Annotated in this window: 18 protein-coding genes; 8 read left to right on the top strand and 10 right to left on the bottom strand. The window is 73.6% G+C overall.

Annotated elements, in window-relative coordinates; translation table 11 throughout:
• Positions 1–200: 200 nt before the first annotated feature.
• Entirely contained in the window at positions 201–1,280 is a 1,080-nt protein-coding gene (locus ACZ60J_RS10755; RefSeq protein ID WP_469680604.1) for an alpha/beta hydrolase, read from the top strand.
• Here the strand turns inward: ACZ60J_RS10755 and ACZ60J_RS10760 are convergent.
• Entirely contained in the window at positions 1,257–2,558 is a 1,302-nt protein-coding gene (locus ACZ60J_RS10760) for a cytochrome P450 family protein (protein WP_469680606.1), read from the bottom strand. The genes ACZ60J_RS10755 and ACZ60J_RS10760 overlap by 24 nt on opposite strands.
• Positions 2,559–2,728: 170 nt before the next feature.
• Here ACZ60J_RS10760 and ACZ60J_RS10765 point away from each other — a divergent pair, with 170 nt between their 5' ends.
• Positions 2,729–3,652, top strand: a complete 924-nt coding sequence (locus ACZ60J_RS10765) for an SDR family oxidoreductase (protein WP_469680608.1) — start codon at positions 2,729–2,731, stop codon at positions 3,650–3,652.
• A gap of 72 nt (positions 3,653–3,724) precedes the next feature.
• On the opposite strand, the gene ACZ60J_RS10770 is transcribed toward ACZ60J_RS10765, so the two are convergent.
• Positions 3,725–4,495: a TetR/AcrR family transcriptional regulator gene (locus ACZ60J_RS10770; protein WP_469680610.1), complete on the bottom strand. Its 771-nt coding sequence runs from the start codon at positions 4,493–4,495 to the stop codon at positions 3,725–3,727.
• Positions 4,496–4,601: 106 nt separating this feature from the next.
• Between ACZ60J_RS10770 and ACZ60J_RS10775 the strand changes: the two genes are divergently transcribed.
• Positions 4,602–5,003 (top strand): VOC family protein, encoded by a 402-nt coding sequence (locus ACZ60J_RS10775; RefSeq protein WP_469680612.1) that lies wholly within the window; start codon positions 4,602–4,604, stop codon positions 5,001–5,003.
• A 22-nt stretch (positions 5,004–5,025) separates the two neighbouring features.
• Here ACZ60J_RS10775 and ACZ60J_RS10780 read toward each other — a convergent pair whose 3' ends face one another.
• The 3 genes from ACZ60J_RS10780 to ACZ60J_RS10790 all read right to left on the bottom strand — a co-directional run bounded on the left by ACZ60J_RS10780 (position 5,026) and on the right by ACZ60J_RS10790 (position 8,671).
• Positions 5,026–6,093, bottom strand: coding sequence for an enoyl-CoA hydratase/isomerase family protein (locus tag ACZ60J_RS10780; protein ID WP_469681496.1), 1,068 nt, complete (start codon positions 6,091–6,093; stop codon positions 5,026–5,028).
• Between the two features lie 35 nt (positions 6,094–6,128).
• Positions 6,129–7,835 (bottom strand): FAD-dependent monooxygenase, encoded by a 1,707-nt coding sequence (locus ACZ60J_RS10785; RefSeq protein WP_469680613.1) that lies wholly within the window; start codon positions 7,833–7,835, stop codon positions 6,129–6,131.
• 83 nt (positions 7,836–7,918) lie between these two features.
• Positions 7,919–8,671, bottom strand: coding sequence for an AraC family transcriptional regulator (locus ACZ60J_RS10790; RefSeq protein WP_469680615.1), 753 nt, complete (start codon positions 8,669–8,671; stop codon positions 7,919–7,921).
• A gap of 216 nt (positions 8,672–8,887) precedes the next feature.
• Here ACZ60J_RS10790 and ACZ60J_RS10795 point away from each other — a divergent pair, with 216 nt between their 5' ends.
• Positions 8,888–10,006, top strand: a complete 1,119-nt coding sequence (locus tag ACZ60J_RS10795) for an MFS transporter (protein ID WP_469681497.1) — start codon at positions 8,888–8,890, stop codon at positions 10,004–10,006.
• On the opposite strand, the gene ACZ60J_RS10800 is transcribed toward ACZ60J_RS10795, so the two are convergent.
• From ACZ60J_RS10800 to ACZ60J_RS10820, 5 genes are read right to left on the bottom strand one after another with little or no spacing between them, the layout of a single operon-like run.
• Entirely contained in the window at positions 9,987–10,595 is a 609-nt protein-coding gene (locus tag ACZ60J_RS10800; protein WP_469680616.1) for a DUF6434 domain-containing protein, read from the bottom strand. The genes ACZ60J_RS10795 and ACZ60J_RS10800 overlap by 20 nt on opposite strands.
• Positions 10,596–10,641: 46 nt before the next feature.
• Positions 10,642–11,973, bottom strand: a complete 1,332-nt coding sequence (locus tag ACZ60J_RS10805; protein ID WP_469680618.1) for a TfuA-like protein — start codon at positions 11,971–11,973, stop codon at positions 10,642–10,644.
• Positions 11,973–13,205 carry a YcaO-like family protein gene (locus ACZ60J_RS10810; protein ID WP_469680620.1) on the bottom strand — a complete coding sequence of 411 codons (1,233 nt, stop codon included), beginning with the start codon at positions 13,203–13,205 and terminating at the stop codon, positions 11,973–11,975. The genes ACZ60J_RS10805 and ACZ60J_RS10810 overlap by 1 nt, the downstream gene beginning before the upstream one ends.
• A gap of 19 nt (positions 13,206–13,224) precedes the next feature.
• Entirely contained in the window at positions 13,225–14,034 is an 810-nt protein-coding gene (locus ACZ60J_RS10815; RefSeq protein WP_469680622.1) for an ABC transporter permease, read from the bottom strand.
• 4 nt (positions 14,035–14,038) lie between these two features.
• Positions 14,039–14,980, bottom strand: a complete 942-nt coding sequence (locus tag ACZ60J_RS10820; protein WP_469680624.1) for an ABC transporter ATP-binding protein — start codon at positions 14,978–14,980, stop codon at positions 14,039–14,041.
• A gap of 321 nt (positions 14,981–15,301) precedes the next feature.
• Here ACZ60J_RS10820 and ACZ60J_RS10825 point away from each other — a divergent pair, with 321 nt between their 5' ends.
• From ACZ60J_RS10825 to ACZ60J_RS10840, 4 genes are read left to right on the top strand one after another with little or no spacing between them, the layout of a single operon-like run.
• The gene (locus tag ACZ60J_RS10825) at positions 15,302–16,135 is read left to right on the top strand and encodes an MvdC/MvdD family ATP grasp protein (protein ID WP_469680625.1); all 834 of its coding nucleotides are present in this window, start codon (positions 15,302–15,304) and stop codon (positions 16,133–16,135) included.
• Between the two features lie 39 nt (positions 16,136–16,174).
• Entirely contained in the window at positions 16,175–16,639 is a 465-nt protein-coding gene (locus ACZ60J_RS10830; protein WP_469680626.1) for an aroma-sacti cluster domain-containing protein, read from the top strand.
• Between the two features lie 6 nt (positions 16,640–16,645).
• Entirely contained in the window at positions 16,646–19,579 is a 2,934-nt protein-coding gene (locus ACZ60J_RS10835; RefSeq protein ID WP_469680627.1) for an adenylate/guanylate cyclase domain-containing protein, read from the top strand.
• The gene (locus ACZ60J_RS10840) at positions 19,570–20,448 is read left to right on the top strand and encodes a S8 family serine peptidase (protein WP_469680628.1); all 879 of its coding nucleotides are present in this window, start codon (positions 19,570–19,572) and stop codon (positions 20,446–20,448) included. The genes ACZ60J_RS10835 and ACZ60J_RS10840 overlap by 10 nt, the downstream gene beginning before the upstream one ends.
• Positions 20,449–20,450: the final 2 nt, after the last annotated feature.

Below are 20,450 nucleotides of genomic sequence, written 5' to 3' on the forward strand. Positions count from 1 at the left end.
TATCCCCGTCGATCATGCCTCATACGGCACCAGCCCGCCCGAAAGCCCCGGAACGCGCAGGTGAACAGGCGGTGAATCTACCCCAGGTCAAAGGCGGTCCGACACGGCGCGCGCCACCCGCAGCCGCGGGCGGTGCGCACCGTAGATTTGGCACATTGTCCGGAATTCTCCGATTCCGTCGCACGTCAGGAGCCGGCGCAGTGGAGCTGACCAGCACGTCGTTCCTCGTCACGCTGATCGTCGTCACCGGGCTCGCGATGCTCGCCGCGCTGCTCCTGTGGAACCGGATCCCCGGCCCCGGCTGGGTGCGCTGGCCCGCCCGGCTGCTCATGATCGGCCTGTGCCAGCTCACCGCCATCTGCGTGGTGGCGACCTGGATCAACGGGAGCTACGGCCTCTACGCCTCGTGGGACGACCTGCTGGGCACCGAGGCCGGACAGAACGACTCCGCCATGACCGGGCCGCCGCTCGGGCGGGCCAAGTTCACCCTCGGCGGCGACGGCACCCGCACCACCTACTTCCGCGGCTCCCACTCCAAGCTCGCCGGCCAGGTGATCGTGTGGACTCCCCCGGAGTACGACGCACCGGGCGCGGACAAGACCCGGTTCCCCGTGCTGATGCTGCTGCACGGCTACCCGGGCTCGCCGCGGTCCTGGCTCGACATCGGCGACATGCCCGGCGCACTGGAGCAGCTCGTCCAGCTCCGCGCGGCGCACCCCTTCATCCTGGTGATCCCCGACCTGTACCCCGGAGGCGTGAACACCGACTGCACGAACACCCCGCAGCGCAAGGTGGCGAGCTGGCTCGCGCAGGACGTGCCGGACCTGGTCGCCAGGAACTTCCGCACGCTCCCCGAGCCCAAGGGCTGGGGGCTGATGGGCATCTCCACCGGGGCCTTCTGCGCGGCCAAGCTCCCGCTCCAGTACCCGAAGGTGTTCCGGGCGGGCGCGGCCCTGGACCCGGATCCGCTGACCGGCGACCCGGACGTGCTGTCCGATCCGGTGCTGCGCGAGCACAACAGCCCGATGTGGCTGGTGCAGCAGGCGAAGGGCGACAAGACCACGGACGTGGGGCTGTTCCTGGCCACCTCCGCACAGGACAAGGACAGCCCGCCGCAGCAGCTGGCCGAGTTCACGAAGGCGGCCCAGAACTCCGGAGTCCGGGTCAAGACGCTGGTCCGCCCTCAGGGCGGGCACAACTTCCAGACCTGGATCGGCATGTACCCCGACGCACTGGGGTGGCTCAGTACGGAGATCTCACCCCCGTCCGAAGCCCCGTAGGCGAACCGGCAGGGACTCGACGCTGTTGCCTATGAAGCTTCGCTGGTGCGGGAGTTCGGCCTCGGGAACGGCCAGGTCCAGGTCCGGGAAGCGGGCGAAGAGGGCTTCCAGGGCGATGGTGGCCTCCAGCCGGGCGAGCGGGGCTCCGACGCAGTAGTGGGCGCCGTGTCCGAAGGAGAGGTTGCGGGCGGCGGTGGGGCGGGTCAGGTCGAAGCGGTCGGCGTCAGGGCCGTGGAAGGCCTCGTCGCGGCCGGCCGCCGTGTAGCCGGCGAGGACCGGGGTGCCCTGCGGGATCACGGTCCCGTCGATGGTCAGATCGCGGGTCGGGTAGCGGAACGGGAACCAGCTGACCGGGCCGTCGAAGCGCAGGGTCTCGTCGACCACGTCCGACCAGGTGGCCTTCCCCTCCAGGACCAGCGCGAGCTGGTCGCGGTGGGTGCACAGGGCGCGTACGGCGTTGCTGATCAGGTTGAGCGTGGTCTCGTGGCCCGCGACCAGCATCAGCCGCATGGTGCCGGTGAGTTCGGCCTCGCTGAGCCGGTCGCCGTCGTCGTCCCGGGCGGCGATCAGGGCGCTCGTCAGGTCCTCACCCGGATCGGCCCGCCGGGTGGCGGCGATGGTGCCGATCAGCTCGATGAGCTCGCGCACGGCCGCCATGACCTCGGCCGGGGTGGTGTCGGTGGCGATGACGGCGGTGTTGGTCAGCTCGTGCAGCCGCCCCCGGTGTTCGGGGTCCACGCCGAGGAGTTCGCAGATCACGCTCATCGGGAGCGGGAGCGCGACGTGCGTGCGCAGGTCCGCCACCCCGTCCGGGGAGGCTTCCGCCGCACGCTCGAGGTCGGCCAGCAGCCCGGCCGTCAGTTCCTCGATGCGGGGGCGCAGCCGCTCGACCTGCCGGACGGTGAAGGCGTTGCCCACCAGGGAGCGCAGCCGGCGGTGGTCGGCGTCGTCGGCGGTGTGCATGCCCTGGGCGTTGGCGAAGACGCGCAGCGGCCAGTCCGCGGCGATGGTGCCGTCGTGCAGGGCCGGGAAGTGCCGGGCGGACTTGGCCACGTCGGGGTGGGCGAGGAACTCCTTCAGCGCCTCGTGGCCGAGGACGACCGCGCCGGGGACCCCGCCGGGAAGCACCACCTCGGCCACGGCGCCCCGGGCGCGCAGCCGGGCGTTGAGGGCGTGCGGGCAGCCGCCCGCGGGGTCGATGACGTGCGGGAGCGGGGCCGCGGACGGGAGCGTGGACGGGGGCGTCGGCTCGGATGCCTGCGCGGGGTCGGTGGACAAGCCTGTCTCCTGACAATACGAACGGATCTCGGCCAACAGTGCGGCCTCGGGGGCCCGTTGTTCAAGGCCGCACCCGCCCCGTCTCACGCGCCCTCGCCCGCCCCCGTCCCGAGAACCCCCCGTCGCGCCGCACGGCCCCGCCGCGCGCGGAGCATCGTAGGGTCGGGGGCATGACGCAGGAACGGCGGACTCTCGAAGGCAAGGTGGCCCTGGTGGCCGGGGCGACCCGCGGCGCGGGCCGGGGCATCGCGGTCGCGCTGGGGGCCCAGGGCGCGACGGTGTACGTGAGCGGGCGCAGTACGCGCGGCAGGCGCTCGGAGTACGACCGGCCCGAGACGATCGAGGAGACGGCCGAGCTGGTCACGGCGGCGGGCGGGCACGGAATCGCAGTGGTCGCGGACCACTTGGTGCCCCGGCAGGTCGAGGAGCTGGTCGGGCGGATCGACTCCGAGCAGGGCCGGCTCGACGTGCTGGTGAACGACATCTGGGGCGGCGAGCAGCTCTTCGAGTGGGAGAGCACGGTCTGGGAGCACGACCTGGACAAGGGGCTGCGGCTGCTGCGGCTGGCCGTGGAGACCCACGCGGTGACCAGCCATTACGCGCTCCCGCTGCTGCTGCGCGAGCCGGGCGGGCTGGTGGTGGAGATGACGGACGGCACGGCGGAGTACAACGCGAGCCGCTACCGGGTCTCCTTCTTCTACGACATCGCCAAGTCGGCGGTGCTGCGCATGGCGTTCGCCCTGGGACACGAGGTGGGACCGCGCGGAGCGACGGCGGTGGCCCTGACCCCGGGCTGGCTCCGGTCGGAGATGATGCTCGACGCCTTCGGCGTCACCGAGGCGAACTGGCGGGACGCACTGACCACGGTCCCGCACTTCGGCATCTCGGAGACCCCGCTCTACGTCGGCCGCGCGGTGGCCGCCCTGGCCGCCGACCCGGAACTGTCCCGCTGGAACGGGCAGTCGCTCTCCAGCGGGCAGCTCGCCCGGGTCTACGGCTTCACGGACGTGGACGGCAGCCGGCCGGACGCCTGGCGGTACATGGTCGAGGTGCAGGACCCCGACCTCCCGGCCGACCCCACCGGCTACCGGTAGGACGCCGCCCCGGGCCCGCTCCCGGGCTTGCTCCCGGGCCCGCTCCCGGGCCGGGTCGGCCTCCGGACCCGGTCAGCCCCGCTCCAGCAGCCGGGCGATCCCGTCCAGGACGCAGCGCAGGCCGAAGTCCCATACGGTCTCGGGGCTGTACCCGCCGACCGCACTGCCGACCCGCCCGGCGAGGGGGTAGCGCTCGGGGTCCATGGCCCGTTCCAGCAGCGGGGCACTGAGCTCCCACCACTCCTGGTCGCTCTGGCGGGCGTTGTGCGCGGCGGTGTCGGCGGCGGCCAGGGCCTGTGCGTGGACGAAGCCGAGGAGGTGGGTCAGGGCGGCGTCCATCTCCACGTCGGTGAGGCCGATGCCCTCGAAGGCCGCGAGCTCGCACTCGTACTTGCCGATCACTCCGGGGCCCAGCGGGGGCCGGGTGACGGACACCTCGCCCATCCACGGGTGCCGCAGGTACAGCGCGCGGTTGTCCTCGGCGACGCGGGCGACCTTCTCCCGCCAGGACTCCGCCGGGCCCGGCTCCCCCCGCTCCATCGCCAGGTACGCGGCGTCCAGCATCAGGTCGAGCAGCTCGGCCTTGCCGGGGACGTAGGTGTAGAGGGTCATGGGGGTCACCCCCAGCCGCTGGGCCAGCGCCCGCATCGTGAGGGCGGCCAGCCCGGACCCGCCGTCCTGCCCCGCCTCGTCGGCGAGCGCGATCGCGCCGTCCACGACGGCATCGACGGTCAGCCCCTGCCGGGGCCCGCGCCGCCCGCTGGGCGCCCCCTGCCCCGGCTCGCGCCACAGCAGCTCCAACGTACGGACGGGGTCACCCGCTCCGCTCCGGTCCGTGGCCACTCCCGACCCCTTCCCGCCGCCTTCCGGCAGCCCGCTCCATTAACTTTCTACGCTGTATAGAATACTGTGTACAATGTAATTCCGAGCCACGACACCAGGAGGACCCATGCGGATCACCGCCACCGCCATATGCCTCACCGTCGAGGACACCACGACCTCATCCGCCTTCCTGACCAGGCATTTCGGATTCAAGGAAACGATGGCCGCCGACGGCTTCGCTTCCCTCTCCCACCCCGACGGCCCGAACGTGGTCTTCGTACGGCGCGGCCTGGAAGTGCTCCCCGAGGGCCTCCGCGAGCAGCGCGCGGCAGGAGTGCTCCTCGCGTTCACCGTGGCCGACCTGCCCGCCGAGTACGAGCGGCTGCGCGCCGAGGGCGTCCCGATCGTCATGGAGCCGCGCGTGGAGCCCTGGGGCGAGCGGGTGTTCCTGGTCTCCGACCCCAACGGCGTGATCATCGAGGTCGTCGACTGGGTGGAGACCGTGGCGGAGCAGGGCCCCGACGCCTGACGCCCACGCCCCGCGGGCGGGTTCACCCCGCGGCGATCCCGGGGACGTCCCCGGCGAGCGGGGCGAAGAAGCCGGCCACGTCCTGCTCGGAGACCTCACCGAGGGTGGCCGGGGACCAGCGCGGGCTGCGGTCCTTGTCGACGACCTGCGCCCGGATCCCCTCCACCAGGTCGGGGGAGGTCAGCGCATGGCAGGAGACCCGGAACTCCTGCTCCAGCACCGGCTCCAGCGCGCCGAGCACGGCGGCCCGGCGCACGGCCTCCAGGGTCACCTTGAGGGCGGTCGGGGACTTGGCGAGGATCGTCTCGGCGGCCTCCTTCGCCTCCGGTTCCCCGCAGCCGAGCAGCCGGTCCACGATCTCCTCGACGGTGCCGGCGGCGTAGCAGTGGTCGATCCAGCCCCGCCCCTCGGCCAGCGGCGCCGGCCCGGCATCGACGGCGTACCGCGCCAGCACCTCCCGGGCCGGCGCCCCGGCGAGCTCGGCGGTCAGCTCCGACAGGCGGCCGGCGGGTACGAAGTGGTCGGCGAGCCCGCACAGCAGCGCGTCGGCGGCGCCCACCGCGGAGCCGGTGAGGGCGAGGTGCGTGCCGAGCAGGCCGGGGGCGCGGGCCAGCAGGTGGGTACCGCCGACGTCCGGGACGAAGCCGATGCCGGTTTCGGGCATGGCGACGCGGGAGCGCTCGGTGACCACGCGGACGCTGCCGTGGGCGGACACGCCGACTCCGCCGCCCATCACGATGCCGTCCATGAGGGCGACGTAGGGCTTGGGGTAGCGGGCGATGTGCGCGTTGAGCCGGTACTCGTCGCGCCAGAAAGCGGCCGAGGCGCGCGTCCCGGCCTTCGCGTCGTCGTGGATGGCCCGGATGTCCCCGCCGGCACACAGCCCCCGGTCACCCGCACCGCGGATGAGCACCTGCGCCACGCCCGGATCCCGCTCCCAGCCGGTCAGGGCCTCGGCGATGCGGAGCACCATGGGGTGGGTGAGGGCGTTGAGGGCCCTGGGGCGGTTGAGGGTGATCACCCCGGTGCGGCCTTCGACGGCGCACAGGACGGTGTCGGCGGTGTCGGCAGCTGCGGTGTCGGCTTCGATCTTCACGCCGTCCAGTATGGAGGGCGCGGGGTGCCCTACGGGGCGGACAGCGAGGCCGCGTAGTCGGACAGGGCCGCCGCCGTGCCGGAGAGCGGGAAACGGGCGCCGAGGTACCCGTCCGGGCGTACGAGGAATCCCGTCGGGCCGTCGGCGCCGTACAGCCGGGCGAACTCCCCGGCGGCGTCGCGGTATCCGGGTACCGGGGCGGGGAGGCCTGCGGAGGCGTCGAGTGCGGCCTCACGGGCGAGGACGACCACGGTGCGCGGGCCGGTGGCACCGTCCCCGGCGGCGCCCTCCGCCAGCGCCGGACCCGCGGTCCGGGACTGCTCGGCGGCCTCGGCCAGGGCCGCGCCGTCCTCCCCGTACAGGAGCACCACGTGGCCGGCCCGGCCGCGCAGGACGTCGAGCAGCCGTGCGGGGTAGGCGGCGAGCGGCAGGGTCAACCCGCTGCAGTCCGGGGCCCGTTCACCGGGCTGCGGTGCGTCCGCCGGGCCGGACGGAGGGCCGGCGAGCGGGCCGTCGCGGTAGCCGACCAGGAGTTGGGCCTCGCGGAGCAGCACGGTCCGCAGATCGTCCGGTTCCTTGTCGATGCCCCGGGTCGCGTGCCGCACGGTCCGGCCGACGACCTCCTCGCCGACGGGGCGGCGCTCGGCGTCGTAGCTCGCGAGCAGGCGGGGGCCGCCCGTTCCGCGGAGCGCGAGTGCGAGCTTCCAGGCCAGGTTGCAGGCGTCCTGGATCCCGGTGTTCATGCCCTGGGCGCCGGTGGGCGGGTGGATGTGGGCGGCGTCGCCCGCGACGAAGACGCGCCCGTCGCCGTACCGGTCGACGATGCGGTGGCTGATGCGGAACACGGAGGACCAGCGCATCCCGGAGACCGTGGCCGGGGCCGGGGCGAGCCGGTCGACGACGGCCTGGATGTGGGAGAGCTCGGGAACCCGGCCCCCCTCCAGCCCGTGCAGCACGCCGTCGCCCGCTCCGGGGCCTCCCGCCGAGCCCCCGACAGGTCCGCCGGCCGGCCGGGCGGAGAGTTCGGGCGGGACCAGCATCGACATGCGGTAGCGGCCCCGGCCGGGGAGCGGGACGCACACCAGCACGTCGTCGGCGGCCCCGTCGACGCCCTGGTGCGTGGACCGCAGACCGTACCCCTCGGGCAGGTCCCAGTCGCTCACGACGTCGGCCAGCATGTACTCCTCGGCGAAGGCGCCGCCCTCGTAGGAGAGTCCCAGCCCCTTGCGCACGGCGCTGTGCGCTCCGTCGCAGCCGACGAGGTAACGGGTGCGCAGCTCCTCCTCGTCGCCGGACGCGGTGCGCAGGAGGCTGGTGACGCCGTCGGCGGACTGGGTGAACGACAGCAGTTCGGTGCCGCGTTCGATGACGGTACCCAGCGCCGCGAGGTGCTCCTCGAGGATCCGCTCGGTCTCGTACTGCGGCAACGCGGCGAACCGGTAGGGCACTTCGGGGGGCAGCATGAGCTCGATCCGGGCCTGTTCGGTGCCGTTGACGTAGATCAGCTGACCGCGCAGGGGCACGGCGGCCTCGACGACGGTGCGGGCCAGGCCCATCCGGTCCCAGATCTCCAGCGTGCGCGGCTGGATGCCGACCGCCTTCGCGTACGGCAGCCGGGCCGGCAACCGGTCGACGAGGCGGCAGCTCACGCCGTGCCGGCGCAGTTCCCCCGCCGCGCTGAGGCCGACCGGACCGGCGCCCACGATCAGTACGTCGGTCTTCGGGGTGTGCGCCATGGGTTCCTCCCGATCGCCCTGCCCCGAACCGGATCCCTGCCTCCATGCTGACCCGGTGCGGCGCGGACGGCCAGACGAGCCGGTCAGCCCTCCTTGGCGTGCGCGCCCGGGGTGTGCCCGAAGGCGCGCCGGAACACGTCGATGAACGCGCTCGCCGAGGACCAGCCGCAGCGGTGCGCGACCGCGGTCACGGGGGTGTCCACGGCCAGCAGCCGCAGCGCGTGGTGCAGCCGCAGCTGGGTCCGCCACTGGGGGAAGGTCATGCCCAGCTCGGCGCGGAACAGCCGGCTCAGGGTCCGCTCCCCCGCCCCGGCCCCGGCCTGTACGGAGAGTTCCGCCAGTCCGCGCGCATCGGCGGGATCGGCGTACAGCAGCGCGCACACCGCGGCCAGCCGGGGATCGGAGGGAGCGGGCAGGTGCAGCGGCTGGAGCGGCGAGGCCCGCAGCTGGTCGAGCAGCACGGCCAGCATGCGGCGCCGCTCGGCGCTGCCGTCCTGCGGGGCCCGGGTGTAGGCCAGGATCAGCTCGCGCAGCAGGGGGCCGACGGCGAGCACGGCCGGGGCGGAGAGCGAGAGCGGGTTGAGGTGCGTGGGCAGGCCCACGCAGTGCAGGTCGACGCGGCCGAAGGCCCGGTGCTCGTGCACGGTCCCGGCGGGGATCCACAGGGCGCGGGTGGTGGGCGCCACCCAGGTGCCGGCATCGGTGGTCACGGACAGCACCCCGGAACCGGCGTAACAGATCTGGTGGTCGTCGTGGCGGTGCGGATCGATGCCGTGGTGCGTGTCGAGCTCGCGGATGCTCGTCGCTGCGCGCGGGGTGTGGCGGATTTTCTGCATCACCCGGCAATTTATCGGAAGCGGGACGCCCCCGGCGAGCGCGATCCTCGACCGGTGACCTCCTCGAGACCGCCCAAGACCCAAGCCCAAGCCCACACCCAGTCGCCTGCGCAGTCCCCCTCCCTTGCCCCTACCCCTGCCTACGCCTCCGCCGCCACGTCCGCGCCCGGCCCGGCCCGGCTCCGTACGGCCGCCTTCTCCGCGGGTCACTCCTGCGTGGACGTCTACCAGGGCGCCGTCGCCGCGCTCGTGCCCTTCCTCGTCTCCGAGCGCGCGTACGGCTACGCAGCCGCCTCCGGCATCGTGCTGGCCGCCTCGCTGCTCTCCTCCGTGGTCCAGCCGCTGTTCGGGGCGCTCACCGACCGGTGGCCGATGCCCTGGCTCATCCCGCTGGCCACGGCCGCCGCGGGGCTGGGCGTGGCACTGGTCGGGCTCGACGCGGGATACGCGGCCACCCTCGCCGCCGTCGCCCTGTCCGGGCTGGGCGTCGCCGCCTACCACCCGGCGGCGGCCCGTCTGGTCCGTACGGTGGGAGGCCCCGGGCACGGCGCGATGAGCTGGTTCGCGCTCGGCGGGAACATCGGCTTCGCGTGCGCCCCGTTGCTGGTCGTCGGCGCGCTGGCGCTGCCGGGGCCGGCGGGGTGGTGGCTGCTGGCCGCCCCGGCGGCGCTGGGCGTGTTCCTCAACTGGCCCCCGTCGGCGCAGCGTTCGGCGGCCGAGCGGGCGGCCGCAGGTCCGGCTCCGGCGGCCTCCCGGCGGCCGCGGGACGACTGGCGGTCCTTCCTGCGGCTCTCCCTGGTGGTCGTCGTGCGCTCGGTCGTCTTCACCGGCCTGAGCACCTTCGTCGCGCTGTACGTCCGCGAGCGCGGCGGCGGCGAAACCGCCGGCGCCGTCGCCCTGTTCGCCCTCTTCGCCGGGAGCGCCGGCGGTACGCTCCTCGGCGGCCGGCTGGCCGCCCGCTGGGGCCGCGTCACCACGGTCCACCGTGCCTACGCGGCCGTGGTGCCGGCCGTCGCGGGCATCCTCTTCCTGCCGCTGCCGCTGGTGTACGTCTGCTCGGCGCTGGCCGCCACCGCGCTGTACGTGCCGTTCTCCCTCCAGGTCACCCTGGGCCAGGACTACCTGCCGACCCGCATGGGCACGGCGAGCGGGGTCACCCTGGGCCTGACCGTCAGCGTGGGCGGTCTCGCGAGCCCCCTGATCGGCGCGGCGGCCGACGCGGCCTCCCTGCGGACGGCCCTGCTCCCGCTGGCCGTGCTCCCGCTGCTGGCCTGGGCCCTGGCCCGGCGGCTGCCGGAGCCCGCGGAGCCGGAGCTCACCGCGGCCCGGGGCTGACGGGCGCCTCCCGCGGTCGGGAACGGTGGTCCCGCCAGGCGGCCAGGGCCTGCGGGCGGGTGCCCTCGGGGTGGCGGGCGTGCCAGTCGCGGAGGAACCGGTTCAGCTCGAACTGCACCCCGATCTCCTGGGGTTCGGCCGCCCGCGCCCGGGTGGCGTGCCAGTGGGCGACCGCCTCGGCGAGGGTGCGTCCCGCGCCCTGGGCGACGTAGTCCCGCATGAAGGCGTCGAAGTGGAAGCCGGGCCCGATCTCCCGGACGAAGTACTCCCGCAGCACCTGGCTGCACCGCTGCCCCGGCGGGATCACGTCGGCACCGTCCACGGGCGCGGCCAGCTGCCGGCCCGTACCGCGGGCGGGCCGGGAGCCGGCCGGGGCCGGGGAGGGCGCCGGGGAGGGCGCCGGGACCGGAAGACCGTCCAGCGCGGCGGCGATCCGCGCCGTGACCGCCGCCTTCCCGCCTCCGACGGGAAGGCCCATCCGGCGCGCCAGCGCGGTGAGTTCGGCCAGCGTCCAGTACCAGCGGGCCAGCTCCGCCCCGGTCAGCCCGGGGCTCGGAGCGGGCCGCGCCTCCCCTTCGTTCGTACGCATGTTCCCATCCTAGGCGCCTCGCCTCGCCGCCCCGGACCGCCCGCCGTCAGCGGACCCCGGCGTTGCGGCGTTCGCGGCCGCGCAGGACGTCGAGGGCGAAGAACCTCGGGACCGCGCCGCCCAGTCCGTCGGGGCCGGAGAACCCCCGGCGGGCCATCTCGACGTCCGGTGAGGTGCCGCGCCCCTGCCAGTGGCGCAGGAAGAGCTTCGCGCACATCGGCGGCGGCGGAACCACCAGCCTGGGCCCGGCCGCCTCCGCGGCCTCGTCGGCCCGGACGACGAGCGCGCACCACTCCTCCCAGTGCTCGGATTCCCGCAGGCGCGCGAGGACCGCCGGCCGCCAGTCCACCGACTGCCATACGGGCCACACCCGCACCATCAGGAGCCGGATCCGGTCGGCGACGGGGAGCCCGTCCCGCTCCTCTTCCGTGAACCAGCGGGCGAGGGAGTCCGGCATCCGCGACCGGCCGTCGAGCCCGAGCCTGGCCCGTGCGTATGCTTCGAGCGTCATGCCCCGGGCGGCGGCGAGCTCCTCCAGCAGACCGGTCAGCACGTCCTCGTGCAGCGCCGGGTAGCCCTCGTCGAACAGCCGGGCGGCGTCCAGTACGTCGAGGTCCGACATCCACCGGCCGGGGGCGTGCTCCCGGCGGGTCCGGCGGACCAGGGACCGGGTCCGGCTGATGCCGGTGAAGGGCACCTCGGGCGCGATCGGACCCGGGGTCACCGCGCCCCGGCTCGCGATCGCGCGCAGCGCCGCCATCGCGTCGAGCCGTTTGAGGTCCCAGACGCCCGAGGCGATCATCTCCTCCAGCGTCCCCAGGGACTCGTGGTCCTCCTCGCCCAGCTCCCGCTCGATGTCCTTCCAGCCGCGGTGGGTGAAGGGCAGCGCCGCGGCCGCCGCCACGATCCGCCGTCCGGCGTCGGCCGCGATCAGCTCGGTCTCGGTCCCTTCCTTGCAGCCGTAGCGGAGGTTCACCAGGGCCACGGTCTGCGCCGGGTACCCCATCTCGGCCGGGCCGTGCAGGACCCCCACCTCGTCGTCCCCGTCGATCTCCCCGGAGGCGTACATGGTGAAGACGGTGCCGAGGCCCCGCATACCGCACGGGGCGAGTTCCGCGGCCCGCAGCGCGCCCATGCTCGCGGTGCCGATCACCTCCGCGCCCTCGGTGAGCACGTGGAGGATCTCCTTGTGGCCGACGGAGCGGCGCTCCCGGAAGTAGCCGTCGACGACCACGACCACGTCGCCCGGGTGCCACCGGTCGGCGAGGAGGTCGCCCCGGCCCGCGGGCGGGCGCACCTCCGCCTCCGGGAGCACCGCGTGGACGTCGGCGGCCGAGAGGGTCGGCCCCGCGTAGACGATCACCCTGGACCCGCTCACTACAGCACCTCCGGGCATACGCGGCTCCCCGGAGCCACGACCTTGACGACCGGGACCCCGATCTCCTCGCGCGTCAGGTCGACGAGGAGGGGCGGATGGGAGAAGGCGGCGGCCGCCCTGCGCACCACGTGCGCGAGGGCCCCGGCCAGACTGTCGTGCGGGACGGGATCCTCCACGAGGCCCTTGATGTCGGCGGCCGCCGGGCCGGACCGCGCGCTCCGCAGCCGGCCGGCGTCCGCGTGACCGAAGTCGTCCCGGAGGTCGTCCCGGGCCCCCGAGATGTACGCGAGCCTGGCCTGCGCCGCCTCGGAGACGGCGCGGGTGAGGGCGATCTCCGGGCTGAGGTGGCAGCCGAAGCCGAACATCGGCGCCGGGTACTCCTCGCTCGCCACCCAGGACAGGAAGCACGGCAGGCCGGTGGGCGACGGAACGAGGCGGACCTCCAGGGTGACGTCGGCCCGTTCGATCAGCGTGCACAGCTCGTCGGCCACCGGCGACCCGAGGGAGCGCGGGTCGACGCGTACGCCCATCTCCCCGCCCCCGGTGACCGCGGCCGTCATCGCGTCGCGTTCGATGACCTCGCAGAGGGCGTGCAGAGCGGCTTCGATGCGGGTGTTCCCGCTGGCCAGGCCGTTCGTCGACTCGAAGAACACCGGCGGGTTCCAGTCGGTGTGCTCCTCCAGCGTCAGCCGGACCACGTTGACGGGGACGAGGGTGCGCGCTCCGTCGACCAGGGATCGGGCCGCCACCCAGTCCAGCGGCAGGCCGTCGTGCAGCAGGCTCGGGGCGGAGGGCGCCAATGCGCCGACCTCGTAGCCCAGTTGTGCATGGAGCTTGCGGGGCGTGGCGGTCAGCGCGGGCAGGGACGGCTGCTCCACGTGCCAGGTCTCGACCGATTCCATCACCGCCGAGAGCCTGGCCAGTTCGGGTGTCATCCCCTTGCCCTGCGAAACGGCGAGCGTTCTGGAGAGCGGCCGGATCGCCTGGAAGGTCGGGATGCCGATGGAGTCGAGCCGGGTGATGTCGGCGACCCGGGTGACGCCCACCTTGGCGGCTGCCCGGGTCGCCATCTCCCAGGTCGCCTTGGGTGGTTGGGCCCGGTCGGTGCCCGGGAGGCGGTGCACGGAGCGGTCGTGCGGCGTGGCGAGCCAGGCCAGGGGCGCATCGTCCGTCTGTACGGTGTCGCCCGTCTGCACGGTGTCGTCGGACTGCACGGTGTCGTCGGTCTGCACGGTGGGGAGCTCCTGCGGGTCAGAGGTTCCGGGTGCGCCGCAACAGCGCCCGGCCGGCGACGAAGTTGGCGACGAGCGCGACGACGGCGAGCACCGCCAGGGAGGGCCAGGCCTTGCCCAGGCCGAAGATCGCGGCGTCGCGCATCCCGGTGACGGCGTACGACACCGGGTTCACGGTGGAGATCCACCGCAGCACGGTCGGGAGCTGCTGGGAGGTGGACAGCGACGGTGCGGCGAAGACGAGGACGGGCACCGACACGCTGGTGAGCACCATGAAGGTGCGGTAGTCGCTGATGAGGACGGCCGCCGCGAGGTACAGCCCGTTGAACGCCACCGACGAGAGCACCAGCGCCAGCAGCAACCAGATCCAGTGGGACGCGTGGAACGGGTAGTCGAAGATGATCGCGGCGACGGCCAGGGCCAGCAGGCTCTGGGCCAGTACGAGCGAGACTCCGGCCAGCAGCTTGCCGGCGAGGAAGCGCGACCGGCGCAGCGGCCAGCTCCAGAGCTGGGTGGAGACCCCGCTCATCTCCTCCTGGAACATGGCCATGCCCGTCGTCCCGGAGGCGCTGACCACCGACATGGACAGCACCATGGGGAGGAGGAAGACGGCGAAGGGGAGGGTTTCGCCGCGGTAGGTGATGTTCCCGACGACGTTGCCCAGCGAGGTGTTCACCAGGAGCAGGTATACGAGCATCGGGGTCAGGCCGAGGATGAGGTTGACCCTGTTGCGGGCGAGGAGCGCGTACTCGCGGTAGAACACGGCGGTGAAGTCGGCCGGCTTGCCCGACGCGACCGGTGCGGTGGTCTTGAATCCCAGGTCGGCCATGGTGTCAGCCCTCGTTCCCGGTCATGCGCAGGAAGACCTTCTCCAGCGAGTCGGTGACGGTGGAGATTCCGGAGATCGCGACCCCGGAGTCGTGGCAGTGCCGGGACAGTTGCGGCAGCACGTCCCGGACCTGCGCGTTCTCGATGCGCACCTCGGTGTCCTGGACCGTCGCGGCCAGTCCGGCCGTGCCCGCCCACTCCTTGACGACCTTGGCCCCGACCGCGTCGTCGACGCTGACCAGCAGGTGCGCTCCGCCGAACTCCTCGACGAGCTCGCTCGGCTGGGCGAAGCGGACCACCCGGCCCTGGTTGACGACCAGGACCCGCTGGGCGTTGCGCTCCAGTTCCTGGATGATGTGGCTGGTCCAGATCACGGTCATGCCGTACTCCTCGCGCAGCCACCGGACGAAGCGCTCGATCTGGTGCCGGCCGGCCACGTCCAGCCCGGCGGAGGGCTCGTCGAGGATGAGGAGTTCGGGGATGGTCAGCAGGGCCCGCACGAGCTGCAGCCGCTGACGCTGTCCGCCGGAGAGCTGGAAGACGAGCCGGGACAGGTGGTCGGCCAGGCCGAGGTACTCGGCCACCTCCATCGCCCAGGGGCGGGTGGTGTGCCAGGACAGGCCCTTGAAGCGGGTGGCGATCAGCAGGTTGTCCAGGGCCGAGAGCATCTCGTCGTAGGGGGCGGACTGGTGCATCGCGCCGATGCCGGTCTTGGCGGCGACCGGGTCGCGGGCCGGATCCACGCCGAACACCCGGATCCGCCCGGTGGTGGGCGGGGTGACGCCGCAGATCATCTTCATCAGGGTGGTCTTTCCGGCACCGTTGGGTCCCAGCAGCCCGATGGTCTCGCCTTTGGCGATGTCGAACGAAATTCGGTCGACGGCCGGCGTTTCTTTCCCGCGATATCGCTTGGTCAGTTCCTCGGCGTTCACCACACCATTCGCCACGGTCCGCCCTCCAGAATGTGATCGAGGTTTCTCTTGGATTGGCCGGTCGAGTTGCTGCGGCTGGACGTTACGCCCGCCGGAGGCCGGGGAAGCGGCCGCTGCCCAAGTTGCCTTGAAGCTGCCTCCGTTCTGCCGCCTCCCGCGCCGACCCCGTTGGCTAGCATTTGCTGCATGAGCCGTTCAGGACTGGCGGAAGACCGTGACGGCCAATCCGTTGTGGTTCTGGTGAATTGCGCGGGCGGCCGTGAATTGGAGGTCGTACGAGATGCTTTGACGGGTCCGCTGGAAACTCCGGCGATACTGATCCGGCAGGAAGAACTCATGTCGACGCCCCTGGCTCTGGACGTGGACACCGGTCTGCTGGACGTCTCCGGGCGCCGGGTCAGACCGGCCGTGGTGTGGGTGCGGCACGGTTCGGCCTGTGCGCTGATGGCGCAGGCGAAGCCCGCCGGTTCGGTGAATCCGCTGCGGGCCGAGTCCTGGTCCGGGTTCCTCCGGCAGGTGGCGGCCACGGCGGACGCCGCGCTGCCCGGTGGCACGGTCGTCGGGCCGGGCCAGCTGGCGCAGGCGAGCCGGCTGGGCGTGCGCACGCCCCGTACGGTCATCACCACGGACGTGCCGGCAGGGGCGCGCGAGGTGGGGGCGCCGACCCTCGTGGTCAAGACTCCGGACTTCCGGCTGTTCGAGCCGGACCGGCGCAACTGGCAGGCCGTCCTGCCCTCGGTCGTGGGCCTGGAGGCGGTGGAACAGGCCACCGGACCGGCCCCGGGCGGCGCGGGAGAGCGCCCGGTCGTGGTCCAGGAGTACGTGCCGCACGCGCGCGAGCTGCGCGTCTACCACCTCGACGGCGGGATCTGCGCCTTCGAGGTCCGCAAGCCCGGTCCGGCCGGCCCGATGACGGATCCCGCCGGCGTCACCGTGACGCGCGTCGACTGCCCGTCCCCCGCGGCGGAGGCGGTGCGCACGCTGTGCACCGCCTGGAACCTGCGCTACGGGGCGTTCGACCTGCTCGTGTCCGACACCGGGGAGGCGGTGTTCCTGGAGGCCAACCCGGACGGGGACTGGCTCTGGTTCGAACGAAAGGCGCGCTGGCACGGCGTCTCTTTCATGGCCGCCGTCATGGTCCGCGAGTTGTTCGTCCGCAGTACGTCCTGAGGGAGAGCGTCGTGAGGAGTGCGTCGTGAGGAGAGCGTCGTGGAGCTCTCGCCGGTGACGGCGATACGGGGTGCCGAGATCTCCGGCCGGGGCCTGGTGCTGGTGGCCCTGGTGGCGCGGGGGCATACGACCGACCGCGTGGCCCGTGCGCTGCGCCTGAGCAGGCACACGGTGGGCGAGGAGATCAGTGTCCTGCTCGACCGGTTCAACTGCAGGAACAGGGCTGAGCTGGTGGCCTACTGCTACGTCCACCGGCTCCTGCCGATCGATGTCTGGCCGCCGCCGTGCGGCCCCGTGAAAGGGGTGGGTGACGTGTTCGACCCTCTGACCGCTCTGCGCGAGGCCGGGCTTCCGGTCGACCAGTTGAGCACCGCGCAGCGCGAGGTGCTGGCGGGCCTGACCGAGGAGGAGACGTCGGTCGTCGTATCGGTGCAGCTGCGGCTGGTCGAGGCGGATTCCGGTGCGGATGCCGAGGTGTGGGCGCACGACCTGAAGCTGCTCTGAGCGCGCATGAGCCGCAGACTGGTGGTCGTTCTCTTCCTCGATCTGGTCGGGTGGACCCGGCTCGCCGAGCGCGTGGACCCCGAGCCGCTGCAGCGGCTGCTCGACGAGTACTACGAGATCTGCTCGGCCGCGGTGGAGGAACACGGCGGGGTCGTGGAGAAGTTCATCGGCGACGCCGTCATGGCGGTCTTCGGAGCCGACACCTCCCAGGAGGACGACGCTCCGCGGGCGCTGCGCACGGCGATGCGGATCCGTGCCGAGGTCCGCGACCTGCGCACGCCCGCCAGCGACGCCGCGCCGGTCGAGGTCCACTGCGGGATCGCGGCCGGTGAGGCGCTGGTGACGCGTTCGGCCCGGGCCGGCATCCGGGTCGTCGGCGACGTGGTCAACCTCGCCGCACGGCTCCAGTCGCTGGCGGTCGCCGGGGAGATCGTCGTGAACGAGACCGTGGCGCACCTGGCCCGTCCGCACTACACGATGGTGCCGGTGCCCCCGGTGGCACTGAAGGGCAAGGCCGAGCCGGTGCCCGTGCTGCTGGTCACCGGTGAGGCGGCGGACGGCGGGGCCGGCGAGGACTCCCTCATGGTGGACCGCGCCGCCGAACGCCACCGGCTGCGCCGGATCTACCACCGGGTGGCCCGGGAGCGGCGCGCGGAACTGGTGACGGTGCTCGGACCGCCCGGTATCGGCAAGACCCGCCTCGTCCGGGAGGCCGTGGACGATCTCGTCGCGGCCGGGGCGAGGCCCGTCGCCGTGTTCGGCAGCTGCCAGTCGTACGGAACGGCCGGGAACTACGGGGCGCTCGTCGAAATGCTGGACGCGCTGACCCGGCGGTCGCCGTCCTGCGCGGAGTTGCTGCGGGCGGACGGGCGGATCGCCGGAGTGCTGGCGGCGCTGCGGGACGCCTCGCTCCCCCGGCGGGACGGCGCCGTCCCCGGCCCGGGCGTGGAGGAGGTGTCCTGGGCGACCCGGGAGCTCCTCACCGCCGCGGCCAGCGACCCGCTCGTCGTGGTGTGGGACAACCTCGCGTGGGCCGGGCAGTCGCTCCTGCGGCTCATCGGCGAGCTGCTGGACGGCCTGCGGGACCTCCCGCTCCTGATGGTCTGCGTGTCCAGACCGGAGCCGGAGGTACCGGGCGCGTCGCAGGAGGCCGACGTGATCGAGGTCGGGGCGCTGGTCCCGGCCGACAGTGCGCGGCTGGCGTTCTCGCTGGCCGGGCGGGCGAGCGGCGACGAGGTGGAACTGCACGGGCTCGACCTGGCCGGACAGGTCGACCGGGTCGCCCTCTACAGCGCGGGCAACCCGCTGTACATCCGGCTGATGATGGACTGGCTGAGGAACGGCCGGACCGTCGACGAGGTCCCGCCGAGCATCACGGCCATGGTGGGGGCGATGATCGACCGGCTGCCCGCGCCGGGCCGGCGGCTGCTGGGCGCGGCCTCGGTGATCGGTCCCTCGTTCACCCTGGAGCAGCTCGCGCTGCTGGGCGAGCCGGCCCCGGAGACGGCGGTCGCGGAGCTCGCCGGCCGGCGGCTGTTCCGGGCCACGGAGGAAGCGGGGGGCTACCGCTTCGTCCAGCAGCCGGTGCACGAAGTGGCGTACGGCAGGCTGGAGAAGGAGCAGCGCGTCATCTGGCACCGGCGGCTGGCCGAGCACGGTTTCAGTCCCGGCTTCCACCTCGAAGCCGCCGCCCGGCTCCTCGGAGGGCTGCGCCCGGACGATGCGCAGCTGCCGGAGCTGGCGCGGCAGGCGGCCGGGGCCCTGCTCGGCGAGGGCACCGTGGCCTTGCGGCAGCGTGACGTGCCGACGGCGATCGGACTGCTCGGGAGGGCGCTCGTGCTGGCGCGGGGCGGTCCGGACCGGTGCCGGTCGGTCGCGGCCGTCCGGCTGAGCGACGCCCTCATGCTGTCCGGGGACACCCGGGGTGCGCTGGAGGTGGTGGAGGAGGGCCCGTGGCGCGCCGCGTCGCCTCCGGCCCTGGTACGGGTACAGCGGCACCTGCTGGCCGCCCGGCTCGGCAAGGTCGCGGAGGCCGACGTGGAGGAGCTGCGGTCCGTGCTCGACGGCGAGGAGCCCGACCGGTCCGCCCGGTGCCGGTTCGAGCAGCTGCTGATGCTGATCCATTTGGACGGCGGCAGGTTCGGGGCGGCCGAGGAGGCGGCCTGCGCCGCGCTCGGGCATGCCCGCGGCGTCGGTGACGCGTACGAGGAGGACCGGCTGCTGGTGGCGCTGTGCGAGATCCGGCAGTGGTCGCCGAGTCCGATGGCGCAGAAGCTCGCGGGATGCGCGGAGTTGCTGGAGCGGTTCGCCGCCGACCGGTTCCTGGCCCTGCCCGCGCTGGCCGCCCGCGCGCGCTGCCTGGCGCTGACCGGGGACCGCAGCGGTGCGCGTTCGGCGCTGACCGAGGCGGAGTCCGTCGTCGTGCAGCTCCGGCTGACCCTGGGGCGGGTCCTGGTGGACCAGGTGGCCGCGCTGGCCGCGTCGCTGGACGGTGAGCACGCGGAGGCGGAGCGGCGCTTCGGCCGCGCGGCGGACGCGCTCGAACAGGCCGGTTACGTACCGGTCGCGCTGACCATGCGGGTGCAGGCGGCCCGCGAGTGCGCCCGCCGGGACCGGACGGACGAGGCGGCCCGCCGGATCGCGGACCTGCTCGCGCGGCGCGAGGAGATGGACGTCCGGGGGCGGATCCTGTGCCTGTCGGCCGCCGTGCTGGGGGCCGCGGCGCAGGGCCGCGCCGAGCCGATGCGCGCCGAGGTGCTGCGGCTGCTCCGGAACCTCGACGACCCGTGCCTGCGGGGCGAGGTCTGCTTCGACCTGGCCCGGGCGCACCGGTGCCTGGGCGAGGGGGCCGGGGCCCGCACGATGGCCGGGCTGGCCGCCGAGAGCTACGCGGCCGTCGGCGCGGTGAAACCGCTGGAGGCGGTGCGCGCATGGATGTGAGCGGCGCGCCCTGGCGGCGCGAGCGGCGGCCGCACGCGTCGGGGATGCCCGCGTGGAGCATGCCGGCCGGCGGGGACCCCGGCGAGCCGCTGCCGACGGCGCTGTTCGAGGGGATCGGCCCCCGCTGGGCCTGGGAGGGCGCCGACGGCGAGGGCGTACGGGTCTGCGTGCTCGACAGCGGTGTCCAGTCCGGGCATCCGCTGGTGGGCACGGTCGAGCGGGCCTGGCAGGTGGTGAGCGCCGAGGGCCGGGCTCCGCGGGTGGAGGAGTGCGAGCCGCTCGACAGCGCCGGGCACGGGACCGCCTGTGCGGGGATCATCCGCTCCCTCGCACCCCGGGTGTCGCTCAGTTCGCTGAAGGTGCTCGGCGACGGGCGGGCCGGCAGCGCCTCCGCGCTGATCGCCGGGCTCGCCTTCGCGATCGAGGAGGGCTTCGACGTCATCAGCATGAGCCTGTCGACGACCAGGGTCGAATTCCGGGACCGGCTGGGCGAGTTGTGCGACCGGGCCTACTTCCGGCGCACCGCGGTCGTGGCGGCCGCGCACAATCTGCCCATCGAGAGCTTCCCGTGGAACTTCGCCTCGGTGATCTCCGTGGCCAGCCATGCCGAGCCGGACGGCATGCGCTTCTACTACAACGCCGCTCCCCCGGTCGAGTTCCGGGCCCGGGGGGTGCGCGTACCGGTGGCGAGCCTGGGCGGCGGCACGGTCCGCAACACCGGCAACAGCTTCGCGGCGCCGCACATGGCCGGGATCGCCGCCCTCGTGCTGAGCAAGCACCCGTGGCTCACGCCGTTCCAGCTCAAGAGCGTCCTGTACCACTGCGCGGCGAACGTTTCGGTCCGAGGAGAAGAGGGCGGAGAAGAATGAAA

The sequence above is a fragment of the Streptomyces sp. NPDC104226 genome (assembly GCF_055584085.1).